The 21,842-nt window shown below is 43.6% G+C and carries 18 protein-coding genes; all 18 read right to left on the reverse strand.

The window, feature by feature from the left end:
* Positions 1 to 45: 45 nt before the first annotated feature.
* Positions 46 to 1,260, reverse strand: a complete 1,215-nt coding sequence (locus KUO20_RS13670; RefSeq protein WP_235040386.1) for an O-antigen ligase family protein — start codon at positions 1,258 to 1,260, stop codon at positions 46 to 48.
* 53 nt (positions 1,261 to 1,313) lie between these two features.
* Positions 1,314 to 3,167, reverse strand: a complete 1,854-nt coding sequence (gene glmS, locus KUO20_RS13675) for a glutamine--fructose-6-phosphate transaminase (isomerizing) (RefSeq protein WP_235040387.1) — start codon at positions 3,165 to 3,167, stop codon at positions 1,314 to 1,316.
* Positions 3,168 to 3,272: 105 nt separating this feature from the next.
* Positions 3,273 to 4,052: an ElyC/SanA/YdcF family protein gene (locus tag KUO20_RS13680; RefSeq protein ID WP_235040388.1), complete on the reverse strand. Its 780-nt coding sequence runs from the start codon at positions 4,050 to 4,052 to the stop codon at positions 3,273 to 3,275.
* A 30-nt stretch (positions 4,053 to 4,082) separates the two neighbouring features.
* Positions 4,083 to 5,249 (reverse strand): nucleotide sugar dehydrogenase, encoded by a 1,167-nt coding sequence (locus tag KUO20_RS13685; RefSeq protein ID WP_235040389.1) that lies wholly within the window; start codon positions 5,247 to 5,249, stop codon positions 4,083 to 4,085.
* Positions 5,250 to 5,281: 32 nt separating this feature from the next.
* On the reverse strand, positions 5,282 to 6,472 hold the full coding sequence (locus tag KUO20_RS13690; protein ID WP_235040390.1) for a DegT/DnrJ/EryC1/StrS family aminotransferase: 1,191 nt from the start codon (positions 6,470 to 6,472) through the stop codon (positions 5,282 to 5,284).
* 52 nt (positions 6,473 to 6,524) lie between these two features.
* Complete coding sequence (locus KUO20_RS13695) at positions 6,525 to 7,145, reverse strand: acetyltransferase (protein ID WP_235040391.1); 621 nt, start codon at positions 7,143 to 7,145, stop codon at positions 6,525 to 6,527.
* Positions 7,142 to 7,738 (reverse strand): sugar transferase, encoded by a 597-nt coding sequence (locus KUO20_RS13700; protein WP_235040392.1) that lies wholly within the window; start codon positions 7,736 to 7,738, stop codon positions 7,142 to 7,144. Before KUO20_RS13700 ends, KUO20_RS13695 begins: the two co-directional genes overlap by 4 nt.
* Positions 7,735 to 8,859, reverse strand: a complete 1,125-nt coding sequence (locus KUO20_RS13705; RefSeq protein WP_235040393.1) for a glycosyltransferase family 4 protein — start codon at positions 8,857 to 8,859, stop codon at positions 7,735 to 7,737. Before KUO20_RS13705 ends, KUO20_RS13700 begins: the two co-directional genes overlap by 4 nt.
* Positions 8,860 to 9,022: 163 nt before the next feature.
* Entirely contained in the window at positions 9,023 to 10,153 is a 1,131-nt protein-coding gene (locus KUO20_RS13710; protein WP_235040394.1) for a glycosyltransferase, read from the reverse strand.
* Entirely contained in the window at positions 10,153 to 10,689 is a 537-nt protein-coding gene (locus KUO20_RS16785) for an acyltransferase (RefSeq protein WP_273543289.1), read from the reverse strand. The genes KUO20_RS13710 and KUO20_RS16785 overlap by 1 nt, the downstream gene beginning before the upstream one ends.
* Positions 10,690 to 10,723: 34 nt before the next feature.
* On the reverse strand, positions 10,724 to 11,911 hold the full coding sequence (locus KUO20_RS13720) for an O-antigen ligase family protein (protein WP_235040395.1): 1,188 nt from the start codon (positions 11,909 to 11,911) through the stop codon (positions 10,724 to 10,726).
* Between the two features lie 15 nt (positions 11,912 to 11,926).
* Positions 11,927 to 13,102, reverse strand: coding sequence for a glycosyltransferase family protein (locus tag KUO20_RS13725; protein WP_235040396.1), 1,176 nt, complete (start codon positions 13,100 to 13,102; stop codon positions 11,927 to 11,929).
* Positions 13,099 to 14,103 carry a UDP-N-acetylmuramate dehydrogenase gene (murB, locus tag KUO20_RS13730; protein ID WP_235040397.1) on the reverse strand — a complete coding sequence of 335 codons (1,005 nt, stop codon included), beginning with the start codon at positions 14,101 to 14,103 and terminating at the stop codon, positions 13,099 to 13,101. Before murB ends, KUO20_RS13725 begins: the two co-directional genes overlap by 4 nt.
* Positions 14,087 to 15,355, reverse strand: coding sequence for a UDP-N-acetylglucosamine 1-carboxyvinyltransferase (locus KUO20_RS13735; protein ID WP_235040398.1), 1,269 nt, complete (start codon positions 15,353 to 15,355; stop codon positions 14,087 to 14,089). Before KUO20_RS13735 ends, murB begins: the two co-directional genes overlap by 17 nt.
* A complete protein-coding gene (locus KUO20_RS13740; protein ID WP_235040399.1) occupies positions 15,339 to 16,679 on the reverse strand; it encodes a lipopolysaccharide biosynthesis protein in 1,341 nt (446 codons plus the stop codon). The genes KUO20_RS13735 and KUO20_RS13740 overlap by 17 nt, the downstream gene beginning before the upstream one ends.
* Positions 16,680 to 16,924: 245 nt before the next feature.
* The gene (locus tag KUO20_RS13745) at positions 16,925 to 17,959 is read right to left on the reverse strand and encodes an NAD-dependent epimerase/dehydratase family protein (RefSeq protein ID WP_235040400.1); all 1,035 of its coding nucleotides are present in this window, start codon (positions 17,957 to 17,959) and stop codon (positions 16,925 to 16,927) included.
* A gap of 76 nt (positions 17,960 to 18,035) precedes the next feature.
* Positions 18,036 to 19,313, reverse strand: a complete 1,278-nt coding sequence (tviB, locus tag KUO20_RS13750) for a Vi polysaccharide biosynthesis UDP-N-acetylglucosamine C-6 dehydrogenase TviB (RefSeq protein ID WP_235040401.1) — start codon at positions 19,311 to 19,313, stop codon at positions 18,036 to 18,038.
* Between the two features lie 297 nt (positions 19,314 to 19,610).
* Entirely contained in the window at positions 19,611 to 21,839 is a 2,229-nt protein-coding gene (locus tag KUO20_RS13755) for a polysaccharide biosynthesis tyrosine autokinase (protein ID WP_235040402.1), read from the reverse strand.
* Positions 21,840 to 21,842: the final 3 nt, after the last annotated feature.

The raw sequence follows: 21,842 nt of genomic DNA on the forward strand, positions 1-21,842 counted from the left end.
CCTCCTGGTTAAGAGCAGTATTTATCGGCGTAGTTATCGGCATAGTTATTCGGAATGTAAACTCACACGCTGCCCAGAGGGCTCTAGCGATAAGTAGGTACATACCAACAGCATTAGCCATAGCCAGTAAGTACCCAGTACGACCGGGTAGGCAAAAAAGGCGTAGGTTAAGCCAAAATCAAAAAACAGCACGGGCAGCAACATGCCCGCCAGCACTATCGGCCGCTGGCTAGCACTGGCTCGTAAAAGCCGGCTGGAAAAATACGCAAAAGGCCACCCATAAAGCAGTAACGTCGCCAATGCGCCCAATAGGCCGTAACGCACCCAGGCATTCAATACGTCGTTATGCGCATGCCAGTGCCGCGCAACCGACTTGGTTATGTCCCCTTCGGCCAGCTTAACCTGCAACGCCTGGCGATATTCATCAAGGCTATAGCCGCGCAAAGGCTGTTCAGCAATCAGCGCCAAGCTGGTGCGGTAAAGCTCTAAACGAACGCCTACTGAGCCGTATGCCTCACCCTCTAAATAGTCTTGGCCTTCTTCTAGGGCTTGGCCAACCCGCTGCTCTACCCCCGTTTGCGGCAAGGCATACAGGCTTAACGCCAACATAGCGATACTGGCCAGCACTAGCACATGCCAGCCGCGTGACCACGAGCGCAAGTACACGCGGTAAAACAACAACCCCGCAAGCGGCAAGGCCACCCAGCCACCACGCGTGCCGGAAAGCACTGAGGCCGCAAGCCCGCCCAGCGCCCCAAGCCCACACACAAGCAGCCACCGATAACGCCGAGGGCACTGCCACGCCCAGGCCAACCCCGCCAAGCAGATAAGCCCCACGGTTAATGACAGATTGCCGTAAAGAATGGCGTGTAGCGGCTCAAACCCCGAAGCGCGCCTAGCCCCCTGGGCTATGTGCTGCCAAGCCGCCCAGCTACCGGTAGCCAAGCCTGTTAAAGCAAAAGCACCAAACGCCACCGCAGCGGTGATTTTAATATGCCCCAGCGCGGCACTGGCAATCGCTAGCAAACCCGCCACGATCAAAAGTAACAGGCTACTTTGCAGCGCACCGCCCCCTTGCCAAACAGCCGCCAATAATGCCGTTATAGCTAATACGAGCGGAATAACCCGAACACCCAACAGATAGGAATTACCTAAGTTAAGCGGCTTACCACGTAGTAAGTAAATGCCTCCCGTGGTGGCGGCAACGGCCAGCGCAAACCAACCGCCTTTCGGCATTAACAGCGGAGTAGCGCATAACACCAAAACGCCCACTAACGCTGACAACTTAGTGCAATAGATATAACGCAAATGGGTTACTCGACCGTTACGCTTTTGGCTAAATTACGGGGCTGATCAACGTCCGTACCTTTGAGCACCGCCACGTGATAAGAAAGCAGCTGCAACGGCAGCGTATAAAGAATAGGCGCCAGCTGCGGGCAGCAAATCGGCAGCGTCATCACATGCACACCATCACCTTGGGTAAAGCGTGCTTCCGGGTCGGCAAAGATGAATAGCTCACCGCCACGGGCACGCACTTCCTGAAGGTTCGATTTCAGCTTCTCGATCAGCTCGCAGTTAGGCGCCACCGCCACAATGGGCATGTCTTCATCAATCAGCGCAAGCGGCCCATGCTTTAACTCGCCGGCTGCATAGGCCTCCGCGTGGATATAGGAGATCTCTTTAAGCTTCAGCGCCCCTTCCATAGCAATGGGATATTGCTTCCCTCGGCCCAAAAATAGCGTGTGATGGCGATCAACAAACTTTGTGGCAAGTTCAGCGATGTCATCACTAAGGTGAAGCGCCTGGCTGAGTATCTCGGGTAAGGCTTTCAGGCCTGCTACGATACGAGCTTCTTCATCACTTGCGCCCTGCCCTAGCTGACGAAGCGCCAATACAACCACCATCAGCGCCGCCAGCTGTGTGGTGAACGCCTTGGTAGAGGCCACACCGATTTCCGGGCCTGCCTTTGTTAGCACGCATAGGTCGGATTCACGCACCAGCGAGCTGCCCGGCACGTTACAAATGGCGAGCGTACCGAGATATGCAGACTGGCTTTGCCCATCCTGACGCGCTTGGGCAAAGCGCAGCGCGGCCAGAGTATCTGCCGTTTCACCGGACTGAGAAAGCGTTAAAAACAGCGTGCCGGGTTGAACCACTACCTGGCGATAGCGGTACTCCGAGGCAACTTCTACTTGGCAAGGGATGCCCGCCAACTCTTCCAACCAGTATCGCGCTACTTGGCCCGCATGGTAGCTAGTGCCGCAGGCCACTATGTGCACCTGCTTAACGCCATCCAAAAGCGCCGCAGCACCGGGGCCTAGTGCGTCTACTCGCACCCGGTCATCGCCCAGCAAGCTGCTTAAGGTATCGGCCACCGCTTTGGGCTGCTCAAAAATCTCCTTCAGCATAAAGTGGCGATAGCCCGCTTTACCGGTAGCGCTATCTTCGTGAGCAAAATGGTGTACCTCACGGGTCACCACTTGGCCTTGCTCATCACGAATAACAACGCCTGTAGGCGTAAGCGAGACAACATCGCCCTCTTGCAAATAATGGAACTGACGCGTTACCGGCAGAAGTGCCAGCGGGTCTGACCCTAGGTAATACCCTTCTTCGCTTAATCCCACCACCAGCGGGCTACCCTTACGCGCGCCAACCAGAGTATCGGGCTGTTTAGCATGCATGACCGCCAGCGCATAAGCACCTTCCAACTGACTCAGTGTGGCCTGTACCGCGGCGGTTAGCTCACCGGTACGATCAAACTCACGGGCAACCAAGTGAGCAACCACTTCTGTGTCGGTTTCAGAGGTAAACGTATAGCCTTCATTGCGTAGCTGCTGGCGTAGCGGCTCATGGTTTTCAATAATGCCGTTATGCACCACGGCCAAATGCTCGCCCGATACATGGGGGTGAGCATTGCTCTGACTTGGGCGCCCGTGGGTAGCCCAGCGGGTATGGGCAATGCCCACTTTGCCGGAAGCCGGCTGAAGGGCCAGGGCGGCTTCCAAGGCGGCTACCTTGCCCACTTCCCGCACGCGAGTAAGCTGGCCATCACTATTGAGTAGCGCGACGCCCGCCGAATCATATCCGCGGTATTCCAAGCGCTGTAAGCCTTCAATCAACGTCGTTAGTACATCGTGGCTAGCAATGGCCGCAACAATCCCGCACATAAGCTCTCTCGAATAAAGTAGGTTTAATTATCTAACGACTATTTAGCCTTAACTGACCGTTACCTACACCGCGCTACTCTTTCAGCGGCTGGAATAAACAATACGTTAATGCTCAATGTTGACCATCAGGTTACCCAGGGCCTCATAAACGGCACGCTCGGTTTTATGCAGATGGCTAGCCGAAGGCACCCAATAGCGAACGCTGTTAGGCGAATTGAACTGGGTTAAATAGTGGGTAGGCGCGGCAATGGGCGAAAGGCCCGCAGCCTGAAAGTGGCGCATAGCGCGGGGCATATGGGAAGCAGAGGTAACCAATATAATTGAGGCGCCCTTGCCCAGTAGCTGGCTTACCGCCTGGGCTTCCTGGCCGGTATCCGTTGGCCAATCTAAAACCTGCAGCTGCGCCTCGGGCACCCCGAGTGACTGAGCCGCCTGGGCATAGCCTTGCGCAACCGGTGCTATCGCAGCATTTCGGCTAGCGCCAGATACGATAAGCGGCAACTCCGCTACTTGTCGCCATAAGCGAATCCCCTCCATCAAGCGAATGGCTGAGCTTTCGCTTAATTTAGACACACTGGAAACAGGCGCGTCCGGCTGCCAGCCGCCGCCTAATACCACGACAGCCACAAACGGCATTCTCTGAGGTACGTGTAATAGCGCCGGGTAGCGGGTTTCAAAAGGTGTCAACAAGCGTTCGGCTACCGGTGCCCAGCTGGCAAGGAATAAAACAGCCAGCCCAAGTCCCGCCAACCTGACCCCCAAACGTTGGTGCTTTCGCCAAACTACCCACAAGCCCACAAACAACAAGCCTATACTCACAGGCAATGGCATGAGTAGCTGTGCTAACAAGCTTTTTATCAGGCCGTACAACGCTACTTCCGTCATTGAGTGTTACCTATGCAGCCAGTAACTATATCAATCACTGCCAAAAAGATCGCGTGTGTACACCTTGCTGATCACATCCTGCAGTTCTGCAGCCATTCGGTTACTTAAAATCACATCGGCCTGGGCTTTGAATGCCGCTAAATCATCCACAACCTTTGAGCCATAGAAAGTAGTTTCTTCTAGCACCGGTTCGTAAACGATTACCTCTACGCCTTTGGCCTTAATGCGCTTCATAACACCCTGCATGGCACTGGCACGGAAGTTATCAGAGCCAGACTTCATAATCAGTCGATAAACGCCCACAACACGCGGCTTACGTGCTAACACCTGCTCCGCAATAAAGTCTTTTCGAGTGCGGTTAGCATCCACAATGGCCTGAATCATGTTGCTCGGCACATCTTGGTAATTAGCGAGCAGCTGCTTGGTGTCTTTCGGCAAGCAGTAACCGCCGTAGCCAAAAGAAGGGTTGTTGTAATGGCTGCCAATACGGGGGTCTAGCCCAACGCCTTCAATAATTTGCTGAGTATCCAGGTCGTGGCTTTCAGCATAAGTATCCAGCTCGTTGAAGTACGCTACTCTCATGGCCAAATAGGTGTTAGCAAATAGCTTAATGGCCTCTGCTTCAGTGCTGTTAGTCAGCAGTACCGGCATATCCTGCTTGATAGCGCCTTGCTTCAGCAGGCCTGCGAATATCTCCGCGCGCTCAGAACGCTCGCCCACGATGATACGAGTAGGATAAAGGTTGTCATAGAGGGCCTTACCCTCACGCAGGAATTCCGGCGAGAAAATCAAATTATCAGTAGCGAAGCGCTGGCAGGCTTCAGCGGTATAGCCCACAGGCACTGTTGATTTAATTACCATAACCGCTTTAGGGTTGATGGTCATTACATCTTGAATAACCGCCTCAACGCTTGAGGTATCAAAGGTATTCGTAACCGGGTCATAATCCGTTGGCGTAGCTATTACTACATAATCAACCTGTCGGTAGGCAAGGTCGCGATCTAAAGTAGCGGTAAACTTCAGCTCACGACTAACAAGAAATTCTTGAATTTCAGCATCTTCGATAGGCGACTGACCAGCGTTCAACATAGCCACACGCTCAGGAACAATATCCAACGCCACTACCTCATTATGCTGGGCGAGCAGCATGGCATTAGAAAGCCCAACATAGCCGGTACCGGCAATGGCAATCTTCATTTAAGCATCCTTGATAACTGTATAAAAAAGAGTTACTGAACAACTTCAGCCATTACTTTTTTAACTATTTGGCACGTTTTATCAATTTCCGCTTCAGTCAAAGTGGGGTGACAAAGAAACATAAGGCTGGTTTCACCTAACTCACGTGCAACCGTTAAAGGCTTTTCAGGCCGCCAGCAAGTATCATCAAACGCTTTTTCCAGGTACACCTCTGAACAAGAACCAGAAAAGCACGGTACGCCACGCGCGATTATTTCATTCATAATGCGGTCACGATTCCAGCCTTCTTTAAGCTGTTCAGACTCCACGAACACATAACATTTGTACGCTGCGTGCTCGATGTGCTCTGGCATTTCAGGCACACGCAAACCATTGCACTCACTGGCTGTTTGCCAGATACGCCGGGCGTTAGCTTGGCGAGCGGCTTTCCACTGCGGCATACGCGCTAACTGGATACGCCCAATAGCAGATTGCATTTCAGTAAGCCGCCAGTTGGTGCCAAAACTCTCGTGCAGCCAGCGAAAACCCGGCTCATGTTCGCGCTCGTAAACGGCTTCCCAACTTTTACCATGATCCTTATAGGCCCACATGGCTCGCCATAAAGCTTCATCATTCGTGGTGACCATCCCACCTTCACCACCGGTGGTCATAATTTTATCCTGACAGAATGACCAACAGCCTATATGGCCAATGCTACCTACGCTTTGGCCTTTATAAGTCGCACCATGAGCTTGGGCGCAATCTTCAATTACACAAAGGTTATGTTTCTCAGCCAGCGCTATTAGCGCTTCCATTTCACATGGCCACCCCGCCAAATGGACAGCAATAATGGCTCGCGTGTTAGGCGTAATTCGTTCAGCAACGGAGGCAGCAGTAATATTTTGTGAGTCACGATCTACATCAGCAAACACCGGTACTGCACCTGCGGTAACAACGCTAGAGGCAGTCGCTAAAAAGGTACGCGAAGTAACAATAACTTCATCTTTTCCACTTCCGGCGCCATCACCAATACCAAGACCTTTTAATGCTAAATCAAGCGCGGTGGTACCGTTAGAAACGGCAATAGCGTATTTAGCTTTTGCAAACGTAGCAAACTCACGCTCAAATTGACGACCTTCCTGGCCTGTCCAGTAATTAACCTTATTGGAAAGAAGAACATTATGAACTGCATTGGCTTCGTCCTCAGAGAAGGAGGGCCAGGGGGAGAAGGGACCGTTAAGCATGCGACCACCAGATGTGTCGAAGTATTGAAATTAATTAGCCGAAAATAACTTACTAGTAAAGAGAACGTGCTGGTACGCCAATAACAGTTTGACCGCAAGGCACATCACGGATAACCGCGGCACCTCCCCCGATGGTGGCGTTACTACCGATGTTTACTAACTGTTTAATACAAGCGCCTATACCTACCCAACTAGCTTCAGCCACTGTAACGCCACCTGCTAACGTAGCACCGGGGCAAATATGCACGCCATCGCTTAACGAGCAGTCATGATCAACACTAGCTCGTGTATTTACAATACACGCCTCACCCAACTGGCTATCGATTTGTATAACGGCTCCAGCAAACACAACACTACCTGCGCCAAGCAAAACCGTATTACTCACAACAGCGGCAGGATGTACAAGAGTTGCTAAAGGGGCATTGAGGGTCTTGAGCTGACGTACCTTTTCAAGGCGTACGTGGTTGTTGCCAATCCCCACCAGCACACCATCAAACTCGCTTAACTGCTGTATTAACGCCTGAGTATTGCCTACAATAGCCCAGCTGCCATTAATCTGTACTTCAGGCCAAGCATCATCAAAAAAAACAATACTTTCCCAACCACATTGCAAGGCCGTTTCTGCAACCACTTTACCGTGGCCGCTGGCACCAAGAACGGCAAGACGCCTCATTTATCACTGCCGGTAAATTTAGTCATAGTTGCCTCGCCCTCTGCACTAATACCATCGCGGTCCAAGACCTTCTTAACAGTAAGAAATAGAATCTTCACATCCAGCCAAAGTGAGCGATTATCTATATACCATACGTCTAGCTTAAACTTGTCTTCCCATGAAATAGCATTGCGGCCGTTGATCTGTGCCCAACCAGTAACACCAGGGCGTACCTGATGTCGGCGATACTGCTCAGGTGAGTATAAGGGCAGGTATTCGATCAACAGTGGGCGCGGACCTACCAAACTCATATCACCTTTCAGCACATTCCATAACTCCGGTATCTCATCTAGGCTGGAAGAGCGCAGAAAATATCCAAAAGATGTAAGCCGTTCAGAGTCAGGAAGAGTGTTACCTGAAGAATCAACAACATCCTTCATAGTGCGAAATTTCACCATCTGAAAAGGAACGCCATTTAAGCCTGGACGGAGTTGGCGAAAAAGCACCGGGGTACTCATTTTACGACTGATTTTCCACGCGATGATAACAATAACAGGAGACAATAGGATCAAAGCTATTAAAGATGCAATAATGTCAAAAAATCTTTTAATCATGAAACACCCATCTCCATTAGCATCAAAGCATTTACTTTATGCACATCATATTTTTCGACAGCTATTTCACGGGATCGATGTCCCATGCAAACAGCCAAATCCTTGTCTAAAATAAATTTCTCCATAGCAGCCACAAGTTCACTAACAGACTTTACCGGCACAAGAAAACCATTATCACCATCTACTACTGTTTCTTTACATCCAGGGGCATCGGTAGTAATGATTGCTCGTCCCATTGCCATGGCTTCTAAAACAGTACGTGGTGTACCTTCTCTATAAGAAGGCAGTACATAAACGCTACAATTTTCGATGGCAGGACGAACATCTTCAAGCTTACCTAAGTAATCAATAATGCCTGAAACTCTCCAAGAATCGAGCTCTTGCTGGGCAATTGCATCAGGGTTCTTATCAATCCAACCAACCAGCAGAAAGACTGTGGCTGGGTAGCGTGCTTTAATAATTTTTGCAGCTTCAAAATACTCACGAACACCCTTATCACCCAGGAGCCTAGCAATTAGCAAAAAACGTGACTCTCTAGGCAATGGTGTCACAGTGAACTGATCCACAGAAACTCCTGAACCATTCACTACAACAGATCGCGTATTGGTAGGTAAAAGAAATAATTTACGAAACAAAATCTCATCATCAGGATTTTGAAAAAAAACAACTTTTGTTTTTTTTAATACAAACTTATATAACTTCTGAACAATTTTGTGAAGAAATGCTCGCCTGAAATCACCTTCAGAATTTTGAAATGTGTATCCTAGCCCTGTTATTAAGGCAACTCGATTAGGAACAGAGGCAAGCCACGCTGCTAAGACACCATAAATAACAGGTTTTATTGTATAACATAAAACATAATCTGGCTTGACATTGCGCATTAAACTCCAGAGAGAAAAAAATGAAATTAAGTCTGCAAAAGGATTCAAACCAGTTCTATTTAAATTTATGTCATGTACTTTTATTCCCAAAACTTCAAGCTCATCACAAAGACCACGTTCATCAAGGATTCCTGGACAAGCTACATGAACTTCATATCCTGCATGTTGAATAGCCTCTAATAAGACGCCGCGAAATTTAATAAGCGAGTTAGGAAAGCTTGCCACCAATAAAAACTTCAAATAAACCTCCTAATAATTAAAACAAAAAAACAAAGCCATATTCAAAACTTTTACAAAATTTCAAAAATATACTAAAAAAGTCATACATAAAATTCAATAAAGAAACATGAAGACACTCAGCCCACATAACAAAAAAATATAAAAAGACATACGCTAACCAAAATTAAAAACTGTTATCTTCGCCCATTATGCGAGGATAACCGCACGCCAAAAAAATTTTATTAATAAATTGTGTTACAGACCTATCTGCCTCAACATACTCTCTATACAAAGAAGATTTATCATTATAATTATTTAAGACTGAATTAATAGAATGGAAAATTGAATCCTCATCAACTCCCCCGGCCACCTCAATATTTGGCAGTGAATAAACACCATCTGTACAAGGTGTAGTTACGAGTGAACCAACACCACTAGCCATCATTTCTATCAGAACATTGGGGAAGCCTTCTTTAATGGAGCTAACTATTCCCATAGTAGCACCCTGATAATAAAAAAAAGGATTTTCCACTCTACCATGGAATATAACTCGACCTTCTAAATTTAAATCACAAACTAAGGTTTCAAGTTTTTGCCGTTCTGGGCCATCGCCAACTATTTCCAAAACCGACTCTGGATGATATTTTAGAACCTCTGAAAATGCTTTTATCAAAGTTCCAAAACCTTTAATAGGAATTAAACGACCACATGCCACTAATCGATTACTTTTCTTTGGAGATAACATGATGGACTCTAGAGAGGAGTCAATAAAACTTAAAGAAACAGGGTTTTCTAACACTAGTGAATTCTTTACTGGCTCGCAATTCAACGCAGACTCTAAAGAATTCTTCATGTTCTTTGTCTGATAAATTAGCAAGTCTTGTGCCCCATAAAAGAAGCGATAAAGAAAATGAAAAAGAAACCTTTTTAAGCCGAAAAATCTTTCAAAAATGAAAGTAGACTCTCTAGAAACAAGAAAGTCGCACTTTAAAATCCGAATATATCTTAAAAAGCTTAGTGCAGCATTTATATGAGTATGAGTTGAAAAAACAAAAGTAGGATTAAAATCAGCTGAAATTTTTCTCATATAATAAAAAAAAGAAAGCAAGGAAGATTTTTCAGAAGAAAACTCTCTGACAATTAGGACACAGTTTGGATGGGACTCCAAAACATCCCAGTTAGGCTGCCGCCCTCTAGACATAATATAAATCGTAACATAGTGGCCCTGTGCTAAAAACTCATGAGCAACATTAAACAACACTCTTTCAGCTCCACCCATAATAGCAGTGGGTAATACTATAAGAGCGCGTGCCATTAGCGGCCCCTACTTATATCAATTGCTAAAAATACCTTTTCTTCATATGGCAAACAATGTTCTAACTCAGAATCATTTACAAATGAATTTATAACTTTATTCTCATAATCAATAAAACTACCGATAAATCGAGCCGGATTACCTGCTACTATAGTACCACTGGGAACATCTTTAGTAACTACTGAACCTGAGCCTATAATCACCTTATCTCCAATATTAACACCAGGTAGAAGAATTGCATTAACACCAATAAACACATCACTTCCTATAGTTACAGGACTATAGTGCTGATACCTTTTTCCCATTTCATTGTGTATAAGCCATGTACTGCCATCATGGGTAAGGATCTTAACACCACTGGTTATAGTAACCCTATCACCAATAGAAATCAGAAAGGGCTCTGATCCCCAAGCAGTACTATAAATACGACATCCAGTGCCAGTTTGAACGCCGCAATGATGAGCATAAGCGACTCCTCCGCGAAAATGCAAAATATATAGCCCAATTACTTTCTTAAAGAGTTTAAATAATAACATTCATACACCTTCATTTGTTTATAGCATCTTTCAATTATGGCTTATTAACACGCATAATTGCAGGGCTTAACGAAAGAATCACAATTACAATATAGAATAACCTATTATCTAAAAGGCCATTTGCAAAAACACCCCAAGCAGCTACCAAACACCATGGTAGAACATACCCCCAGCCTGATCTTATGCAATTCCCGAACATAAAACATAACAATGAAATTATAAAAAAAGAAAGCCCAATAACACCATTTTCCACTAATATCTTTAAATATAAATTATGTGTAGCTCCCTTTATATCAAATTCACCACTATAAGTTGAAGCAGTACCAAATCCTAAAATTGGTCTTTCCAACCATAAATCAAAATATTTTTTTGCTAATTGAACCCTTGGGTCATCAAGATCAACAAATCCTCCATCTGAAAACATATACTCCAATCTATTAAGGACTGTAAGATTTACAACCATATTAAAGTAGACGAAAGCTGAACCAACTAAGAACAAAGAAATTACTGCAACTGAAACCAAAAACTTATAATTAAAACTAAAACCAATTTCTTTGCGCAAATAAAAGCCTGATAGTATACAAAGAAATAACAATAAAAAACCACTTCGAGACAAAGTAACCAAAACAGAGACAGCAACAAAGCCCATTATAATAAGCAGTGATCGAGTTGATCTTAATAACACAAAAGCTAGAAGCAGCAACATAGTTGCAGCTTGTGCCCCCGCATTAGGATTAATCATAATGCCAGCCGGACGTGCTCCTTCAGAAAAATATTTTTTAGGGCTTATTACATCGACCCAGATAGTGCCACAGATTAATAATATCGCCACAATCACGCCAGCTGTCACATACTTTTTATACGACGGCATTAATACAATTATTCCAATAAATATAGCCACCAACATGTATAAACAGTACCTAAAAAAAGCTAATCCTGCCGAGACAATATCAGGAGCAAAAAATACAGAACAAAGTACCCAAATCAAAAAAGAAAAAAAAGCCCATAATGAAATTAGCGGCCATATAGAAGCATTATTTATTTTTATATGCCCATTACTTTTCATGGCCAAAATAAAAAACATACCTAACACAAATAATACACCAATTAAGCTACCTCCTACCAAATAACCAGATCTTGATAAATATATATCCAGGCCGGAAACACACAAAAAAACTGAAATTACTATCAAAAACTCTAAAAACATTTTCTTTATATTCATGAGACACTCACGACACTATGACCGGATTTTTCTAACAACACCTTCCAACAAAAATTTAATAGTATGCTTAAAGAGATCTTTTTTATCATAAATTGAGGGAGCTGCAATAAGAGCGCTATATAATTCCCTATACTTATCGCTAGCAGATACTAAAGAAAAATTCTCTTGTGACAGTAGAGCAATATCAGCTTTATGCTTTTTAAGCTTATTAATATCATTTAACAACGTCTTAATCTCATCATTAGAGCTAGATACATCGCGGCATGAATATCGATCGGAAAAATTACAATGCAAAGCATCAAAGAAGATTTTCCTTGTTAAAAGAATTGGAAAATCATTCCCTTTTGAGGAAATCATTACTAATTTTCCAGCTAGTGCGCCCTCCATAACTCCTCGACCTGCTGCTACAACTATATCTGATTCTATAATATGACGGCTAGCTCTAGTAGTTATCTCATCAGATTTATATAGCCTGCCTAAACCTTTAATACTAGCTTCCAACTCTAAGGTTAATTCTTTATTTTCAGGCGACCCTACTATTGCCAAGAAAACATCAAATCCTGAGGATTTTAAATCCTGTGCCAAAGCTATTGTTTGATACAAGCTTTCTTTATATTTATCACACAATCGAGCAATGCGGAGTATGTTTAATTTTCCTTGTGGATATAAGCTAAGATCTTGCGGCTTTGGTTTATCACAAAAGCTAGTAGCTACTCTATTAGGTATCATTTCTAAGTAGCGATGATTAAGTGGCCCACCAATCTCTTTATAGAATTTCAGATCTTCTCCATGAAAAACAACGTCTGGATGCAATGCAGGAGTATAACCACTTCTTACTGCACCACCACATTTCGTGAAGAAAAGAGGCACTTTTTTTTCTATTCCTGCCAGTCTAGCAAACAAAAAAGCATTCGAGTCGAAAGCATTAACTACACAATTATTCTTATTAAAAATAGTTTTCATCAAAGCTACTGTAGCAGAAATATCTAATAAATTTTTATAAGGAATAAAACGAACTTTATTAGAAATGTTTTCAAATGCAATAGGAACTTCATGCCCTATACAAACAACTTCCACATGAAACTGTTTTGAAAAAAAGGAATAATGATCTAAAACGGTATAGTAATGTCCTCCCCTTCCGGTGTTTAAACCTTTAATATTGCTAACAAAAAGATAAACTTTATTTTTCAAAATTTAGCCTTATTTTTATCTATTTGATCAGCGGCACAAATACACCCATGCTCATCGACATACTTGACTTCAGCATTTAATTGGCACCCGAGCTCTGAAAAAGCTCTTTCCTTAATTAGTTCTATTAAAAAAATAACATCTGAAGACGTAGCACCTTCTATATTAGTAATAAAATTAGCATGCTCTTCAGATATTTTTGCCCCTCCCCGTGCATACCCCTTTAAACCAAGATCTTCTATAATTTTTCCAGGTGGTCCATATAAGCTATATGCTGAAGGATCGCTTTTGAATACAGAACCACAATTAGGAATTTTTCGTGGGAATTTTTTTTTGCGTGAAGAAAGTATACTTAACATTTCTTTACGTACCAATGACGAAGAATCAGCATCTTCAAAATTCAGCACAACCTCAGATATAATTTCGTCTCGACATTGATATATCGAACTTCTGTAAGCAAATAAACAGTCGACTCTGTTACGAGTAACATAACCTCCTTTAGAATCGATACTAACTACTTTTGAGACTGAGCTGCCAATGCCTTTGCGCTGACTGCCTCCATTCATGTACACCAAGCCTCCAAGAGTGCCTGGTACCCCACATATATGCTCAGCTCCGACAAGCTTTGCTTTCTGTACTTCTCTTGCTAACTTAGGCACCCAAGCTCCCGCCTGAGCGGTGACTATATTACTATCTATATTAATTTTATTCATTTCGTATCCAAGTTGAATACATGGAACAAGTAAACCTTTATCCGAGAACAAAAGGTTACTTGTCATTCCAATCACTACATGAGCAATGTTATTTTTATAAAAATATTCTCTAAGCTTTCTAATTTGTTCAGGTGATTGAGGCCGCACGATTACATCAGCCAGGCCCCCTATGTTCCAACGACTTATTTTTGCCAAAGATAAATTAACAAAAACTCCACTGGGAACTATTTTTTTCAAATCATAAATTAAAGCTTTAGTTACAACCGATTGCATATTATGGCTGCCAGTCACAGTAAACACCTAATTCAGCTAGTTTTTCAGGCAAATTATTATAACCTCGTAAGGCCAACTCAACTCCACTGATATGACTTTCTCCTTCAGCACATAACGCAGCCATGATTAGCGCCATACTCCCGCGCAAGTCTGTAGACGTGACATTCGCCCCTTTAAGCAAATGATTGCCTCGAACAGTTATCCGTCCATGCTCAACATCAATACTACCTTTCGAGAATTTCTCAAGTTGCTTAGCATAGGCTACGCGCTCAGGATAGCGATAATCAAAAATAACCGAACGACCATTTGCAAACATTGCTAGAAAAGTATAAAAAGGTTGCATATCCGAAATAACTCCTGGATGTGTTCCACAGGCTAACTCAAACGGTTGGATCCCATGTGCCCCAAGACAATCCGGCGACACCATAATGTTATTATTATTGTGGAAAAGATCCAGACCAGCTTCTCGTAAATGAATGAGTGGTACTTCCATAGTTTCGAATGGAACGTTTTGGATTAATAGATTACTCCCAGTAACTGCCCCCATTATGACCCATGTAAGCGCTTCTATTCTGTCTGCCATAATTGAGAATGAGGCGCCGCGAAGCAGGTCTCCAGCTCCCTGTACGCGAATAAGGCTACTACCTTCTAGTTCTATTTGAGCGCCCATCTCACGTAAAAAATCAATTAGATCTGTAACTTCAGGGGTAACATAAGCATTTCGAATTAAAGTTTCCCCTTGTGCTACAGATGCACACATTAATGCATTTTCTGTACCCCCAACTGTTGACATTGGGAAGTCAATGATGCCGCCAACAAGTTTACCACTTAACTCAATATAATCCGCTTTCTCTATAACTTGGCAGCCTAATTTTTGCCAAACAAGAATATGTAGGTCATAACCTCTAGTACCAATCTTACACCCGCCTGGATATGGTATTCTTGCATAGGAGTTTCTAGCTAAAACACCCGCAGCTAAAAGATAAGTAGTTCGAATCGGCAAATCATAATTTGATATTTCATCATATGAAAGTGAAGGGGTATAAATTTCTATCTCTGAAGTCGTATGGTTTTCATTACATATAGCTCCTAAATTTCTTATAAAATCTATTTTTGCTTTTGCATCCTCTAAAGCTAAAGGGAAATTACGCAAATTCACTTTACCTGCAGAAAGCAATGCCGCGGCAAGAACACGAGTTGCACTGTTTTTGGCACCACTTACTAATACGGTGCCGTTCAACTGTTGTGGGCCTTTAACTATTAGATCCATGACTCATCTCCTGTTCTGGTATAAATTTTAAAGTATAAAAAATACTAAGAACGTATTGCGCGCTTAGCATAATTGAATATAAAAAAATAACACTAGTTACTGTCATTTGATTGTAATACGCTGCAGCGAAACAACCTGTGACAATCACGGCACGCTGTACATTTAATATCAGCAACAATATATGTCCTTCGAATACAAAGAGAATACGAGACACAGGAACTTGTAAAAACTGAAAGACGAGATATATAGCAAGTAGCTCAGCAAGCTGACCTGCTAATTGCCATTCTTTTCCGAAGATAATAGAAAAAATAAATTCGCCAAATATAGCAAGCACCAACGCCGGCAACAAAGATATTACAAATAGCTTCTTCAACATGCTAAGTGTAATTTCTCGAATTTTTCCTGGTTGACTTTTACCAATATGACTTATTTCTGCATAATAAGCCCTACTCATACTACTGCTTAGCAAGCCAATAGGCAGGCTTAATGCCATTAATGCTAATCCTAGCTGGCCAGTAGTTTGAGCATCGTAAATCAAAGCAGTAAACAATAATGGTGCTTGAGCACAAAATACTAATAAAAACTGCGAAGGTAGCCGATAAATTGGAAAATTACGGTAACGTAAAGCCACCAATTTTATTCGACTTAATCTTATATGTTTTTGGTTTCTAATAAAATCTTCTTTAAAGCGAATGCTTAATGAAACTATACCGCCGCTAGTAGCAACCACTTGGCCTATTAGCAAACCAAAAGGTTTAATAGCAAGAAAACCAAGAACTAGTTTTATAAGATTACCAGTAAGGCTTTGAATAGCTGTCGTATGAGCTATAGGCTTGTATGCACGCTTACGTGTAGCCCAAATTGATAATATCTCATAACCACTTCCACCAACTAAGCCAAGAAAAATTAACCACCAATATGGCTCTAACATTTGCATAGAAAAATAGCTGAACAACCTTTCCCCAAATAAAAATAATAAAAACGCAACTATTAGGCTCATAAAAAACATTAAAAAGACTGATAGCAACATCAAATTAATAGCTATACCATCGTTTCTAGGCAATGGTACGGCTAGCACATAACGCAATGTAACAATGGGTGCTAACATCGACACTACAGAGATAAAAAATGCAAGCATCCCAAAATCTTCAGGGCTATATAAACGCGTAAGAATAGGAATAGATGCAAATCCTATTATACGTGCAACTATACTTCCCATAGCAAGCGTCAGCATACCATTAAGAACCACACTAGCTGGACCAGAAAATGCTTTGTTTTTCCATAGCTTCAATTTAAAGAATTTTTTTTGATTAGAAGTTGTCATTAGTTGCCATTCTGTATGCCATAAAACTTAAAAGAGACATCTAAATATAGCACTCACTATTAATTTAAAAGCTATGCCAACAATCGTAAAAAATACAATCGTAATAAAAAATCAGAAACCCTTAATTTATAATAAAATTATTGCTTTTTAATCAGCTCAATAAAATATATTGATTAATAATATTTAATCGTGCTGACTAAACGCTTAGTTTCTTGATCACTATGTGTACTTAATCTTCGCTGCATTTACTGCAATCTATTCATGTTTAATATGTACCATGGCATTGCTAGATCTATACCTTTTTCTATTTTAAATTCCGGACGGTATCCTAAATACTTTGTCGCTCTTCCGATATCCGCTTGTGAATGGCGTACATCGCCTGATCTAAAGGCTCTGTGCTGCTGGGTTTTGGGGTAATATATACCATTAACTTTCAATGCTTTTTGTATAGCAGCAAACAGTTCGTTCAGAGTTGTTCGGTCACCCAAGGCAACGTTGTATACTAAATTTTTGGCATCTACATTCTCAGTAGTTGCTGCTAATAAATTCATCTGTATAGTGTTATCGATGAAACAGAAATCACGACTAGTTTCGCCATCACCGTTGATAAATACATCTTCACCTTTAATCATTGCAGCAGTCCACTTCGGAATCACTGCTGCATATGCTCCATTTGGATCTTGACGTTTACCAAACACGTTAAAGTAACGCAAGCCAATCGTTTGGAAATCATAAGTTTTGGCAAATACGTCAGCGTATAGCTCGTTCACATACTTGGTAACAGCATAAGGCGACAAAGGCTTACCAATTATGTCTTCCACCTTCGGTAAGCCCGGATGATCTCCATAAGTTGAACTACTAGCAGCGTAAGTGAAGCTATCAACCTGAGCGTCACGGGCAGCTACCAACATATTGAGAAAACCATTAATATTTGTGCCATTAGTAGTGATAGGGTCATTTATCGAGCGAGGGACGGAACCTAATGCTGCTTGATGCAATACGTAGTCGACACCTTCGCAAGCTTTTTGACAATCATCCAAATTACGAATGTCGCCTTTTATAAAGTTGAAACGTGCCCATTGATCTATAGAGACTAAGCTTTTGACCTCATCAAGATTACGTTGATGACCTGTAGCATAATTATCGAGGCCGACTACCTCCTGATCAAGTTTTAGCAGTGTTTCTAGAAGATTAGAACCAATAAATCCAGCGACACCAGTAATAAGCCAGGTTTTAGAATTCTTTGGCAATTCCTGAAGAAGTTGTTCGTAACGAGTCATATGCACTTCTTAAATTTGAATAGATTTTTTTGACCAAGATTAAACTCGGCCTCCATTAATTCAGATCTAGATACCTTTAGAGGCGCAGATCGGACTCTTCAGCTGGCAGTAAATATTTCAGATCATACAACACATGTTCTGACTTGCCGAGTTTGCGGATATTCTCTACGCCTAATGCCTTGAACTGGCTATGGCCTACAGCGACAACGATACCGTCATAGCTGTTAATTGATGGCTCTATAACTGGGGTAATACCATATTCATGTTCGGCTTCAGCTATCGATACCCACGGATCGTATACCTCAACCTCTATGTTGTATTCACCTAGTTCTTTTACGATATCTACAACACGGGTATTACGTAGGTCAGGGCAGTTTTCTTTAAACGCTAGTCCCATAATTAGTACTTTTGCACCATCAACATGAATGCGTTTTTTCATCATGCATTTAACTAGCTGTGACACTACATAAGCGCCCATACTGTCATTCAAACGACGACCTGCGAGAATAATTTCTGGATGGTAGCCAATGGATTGCGCCTTGTGGGTCAAATAGTAGGGGTCTACTCCTATGCAGTGACCGCCAACCAGGCCAGGGCGGAAAGGCAAGAAATTCCATTTAGTACCAGCTGCTTGCAAGACGGCTTCTGTATCAATATCCATTTTATTGAAAATCACTGCTAGCTCGTTAATTAGAGCAATATTCAAATCACGCTGAGTATTTTCGATAACCTTGGCGGCTTCAGCTACCTTGATGCTGCTTGCCTTATGGGTGCCTGCTGTAATAACTTCATTGTATAATGCATCTATCAGCTCAGCTGCTTCGGGAGTAGAGCCGGAGGTTACTTTTTTAATATTAGTGACTCGGTGCTCTTTATCACCTGGATTAATACGCTCAGGGCTATAACCTGCGAAAAAATCAATGTTGTATTTTAAGCCCGAATTCTTTTCCAGTACCGGTATGCACTCTTCTTCTGTAGCGCCGGGATAAACCGTAGATTCATAAATGACAATATCGCCATGTTTCAGCGTTTTACCAATCGTTTCTGAAGCTTTGTATAGTGGTGTTAGATCAGGTTGTTTATGTTCATCAATCGGTGTAGGGACGGTCACAATATAAACATTAGCTGACTCTAGCTCAGTTATTGTTGCCGTAAATATCAGCTGATCAGCCTCTTTCATTTCATCGCTTTCAACTTCAAGCGTGCTGTCGTGGCCTTTACGGAGTGCGTCAATTCGCGACTGGTTAATATCAAAGCCGATGACAGATCGCTTTTTACCAAACTCTACGGCGAGAGGTAGGCCAACGTAACCGAGACCGATGATGGCGAGCTTGATGTCTTCGAGTTTGTGCATTTGAGGATAATCCTAAGCGACTAGAATGGGATAATATTAAGATCTGACGATACTATTTAATAAACCTGAGTAAGCTTAGCGTTCGCAAACTATTGGCCTAATGTTAATCTATTATTTTAACTCTTAGCATTGTAGCTAAGCTTAAAAGTACATTTTAGACACGCTACCGCCCTAAGATTATCGGGCGTATTCTCAATGCCCTCCTCATTAATATTCAAAACGACTGAAATAATCCAGCTTTATACATTTTCGTTCTTAATCCCAAGGCAGTTTTTGGCTGTTTAGGACATTAACCAATTACTCTGATATAGTTTTATAACTGTATTGATAGTAACCATATCCATAGCTATTGACGGCTTTACGCTCCATTGCGTTTAGAATGGCACCTTTAACAACTACACCACCGTTTTCTAAACGGCGTGTGGTTAGCTTTATTTCTTGTAAAGTATTGAGTTCAAAACGCACCAACAGTAGCGTTGTGCCACAGTGATGACCCACAATGACGGGATCAGTTACCGCTAGCACTGGAGGGGTATCTACAATTACTAAGTCGTACTGCTGCTCAACTTCTGCCAGCATTTGTGCAAAACGCTCGCCCATTAACAACTCAGAGGGGTTGGGTGGAGCAATGCCACGGCTCATATAGCTTAAGCCCTCTACATTATTACTGCCGCGGACTTGGGTCTGCCAAGTACTACGGCCTGAAAGCACATCGGAAAGCCCGTTGGTACTCCCCCCCCCAAAGGCGTGATGAATATGGCCTTTGCGCATATCAGCATCAATCACCAGTACTCGCTGCCCCGCTTGAGCACATACGGCGGCTAGATTTACCGAAATAAAGCTTTTACCAATGCCAGGGCTTGAGCCGGTAATCATCAGGCAATTATTTTTGGCTTCCAGCATCGCGAAATGCAGGCTGGTACGCAGGCCACGCAACGCTTCAATGGAAAGGTCCGCAGGGTCGCGCTCGGCCAAAATAGCCGTAGTGATTTCGTGGCTACGCTTATCACCTTTATTTTTTACTTTACGCACAAGCTTCTGCTGGGCATCAGAGCGCGGCACTGTGGCGTACACCGGCAACCCGGCCTGTTCAATCTGTTCTGGAGTTTCAATACCACGACGAAGCAACCCCATCACGAGCACAACACCCACCGCTAGCATGCCGCCCAGTAAAGTAGCTAACACCACAATCAGTGATTTTTTGGGCGCAATGGCGTTAGAGCTGACTAGTGCACTATCAATAATGCGCACATTGCCCACAGTACCCGCGCGGGTCATTTGTAACTCTTGGGTTTTATTCAGTACATTGACGTAAATGGCTTGCGTTACCTCAACATCGCGGGTGCGGCGCACCACTTCTTGTTGTGTTTCAGGTAGCTGGCTGACCCGCTCGTTTAAATCATTTAAATCGTTTTGAATAACGCTTTTCTGGCGCAGCAGCGCTTGATAACTAGGGTGGCTGGGCGTAAAACGCTGGGCTAATTCCGCCTCTTGGAACTTCACCTCATTCAGCCGTTCTTCAAGCTCTATATAGCGCGCAATCGCTGCTTGGGATTCGGTGTTTAAATCCACGCTATCCGCTTCTACTCGGTATTCGTTCAAGCGATTTTCTGCTTCAGAAAGCTGCGCCTTCAATTCAGGTGATTGCTCTTCTAAAAAGGCCAGGCTTTGTTCTGCTTGGGCTGACTGGCGCTCAACGTTTTGCGTTAGAAACGTTTCAGTCACCGCATCCAACGAGCGTTTAATTTCTTGCTTGTCGCCACCGGTTAGAGTTAGCCGTAACATGCCGGTACTGCTGCTACGAGTACCACCTACTTCACTGACGCTCAAACGTCCTTGCAGACGCCTAGTCGCTCCAGAATTTTGTAGCTTTGTCAGGGTGAACTCCGCCCCTGGGGCGGCGGTTAGTTCAACCACGCTTACCTTAACGCCATCATTCAAAAAGCTGCTTAATGCGCCCACTTGGCCAGCGCCTATACGCTCATCTTCCCACCAGAGCGAGTACTCACCTTCTTCACTCTCTACCTTTAAAGTAAATAGCTCACTTCTGTAGGCATCATCTACCTCTAAACGGCCGACTTGGATATGTTCATTGCCCCAAACGGCAGCATTGCCTTGCATAAAATTTGGGCGTTCAATGGCATAGCGCTGGATAAACCCGCCGATAATGGGCAGCCTGTTTGGCTCTACGACCGTGTCTAGCCCTACGCGATCCACCACTTGCCCTAACACCATGCGCGACTGCAGGATCTGTACTTCTGCTGACGTCATTGATTCGGTTTCTTGACCTAACATGTCACCTAGGTTGGCCAACGGATTTAAAGACGCCTTCTGCTCTACCTGGACTAACGCATCACCTTGATAGACAGGCGTCGATAACAAGGCGAACACCACCCCTAGCGCGGCAAACAGCACAGTGACGCCCGCAATCCACCATTTGTGGTCTAGCAGAAGGCCTATCAGGCGCCCTAGATCTATTTCATTATCACTGTTGGCAGGAGGCTGCGGGGTCGTTACATCACTCATTCT

This window comes from Vreelandella profundi, assembly GCF_019722725.1.
Classification (GTDB): domain Bacteria; phylum Pseudomonadota; class Gammaproteobacteria; order Pseudomonadales; family Halomonadaceae; genus Vreelandella; species Vreelandella profundi.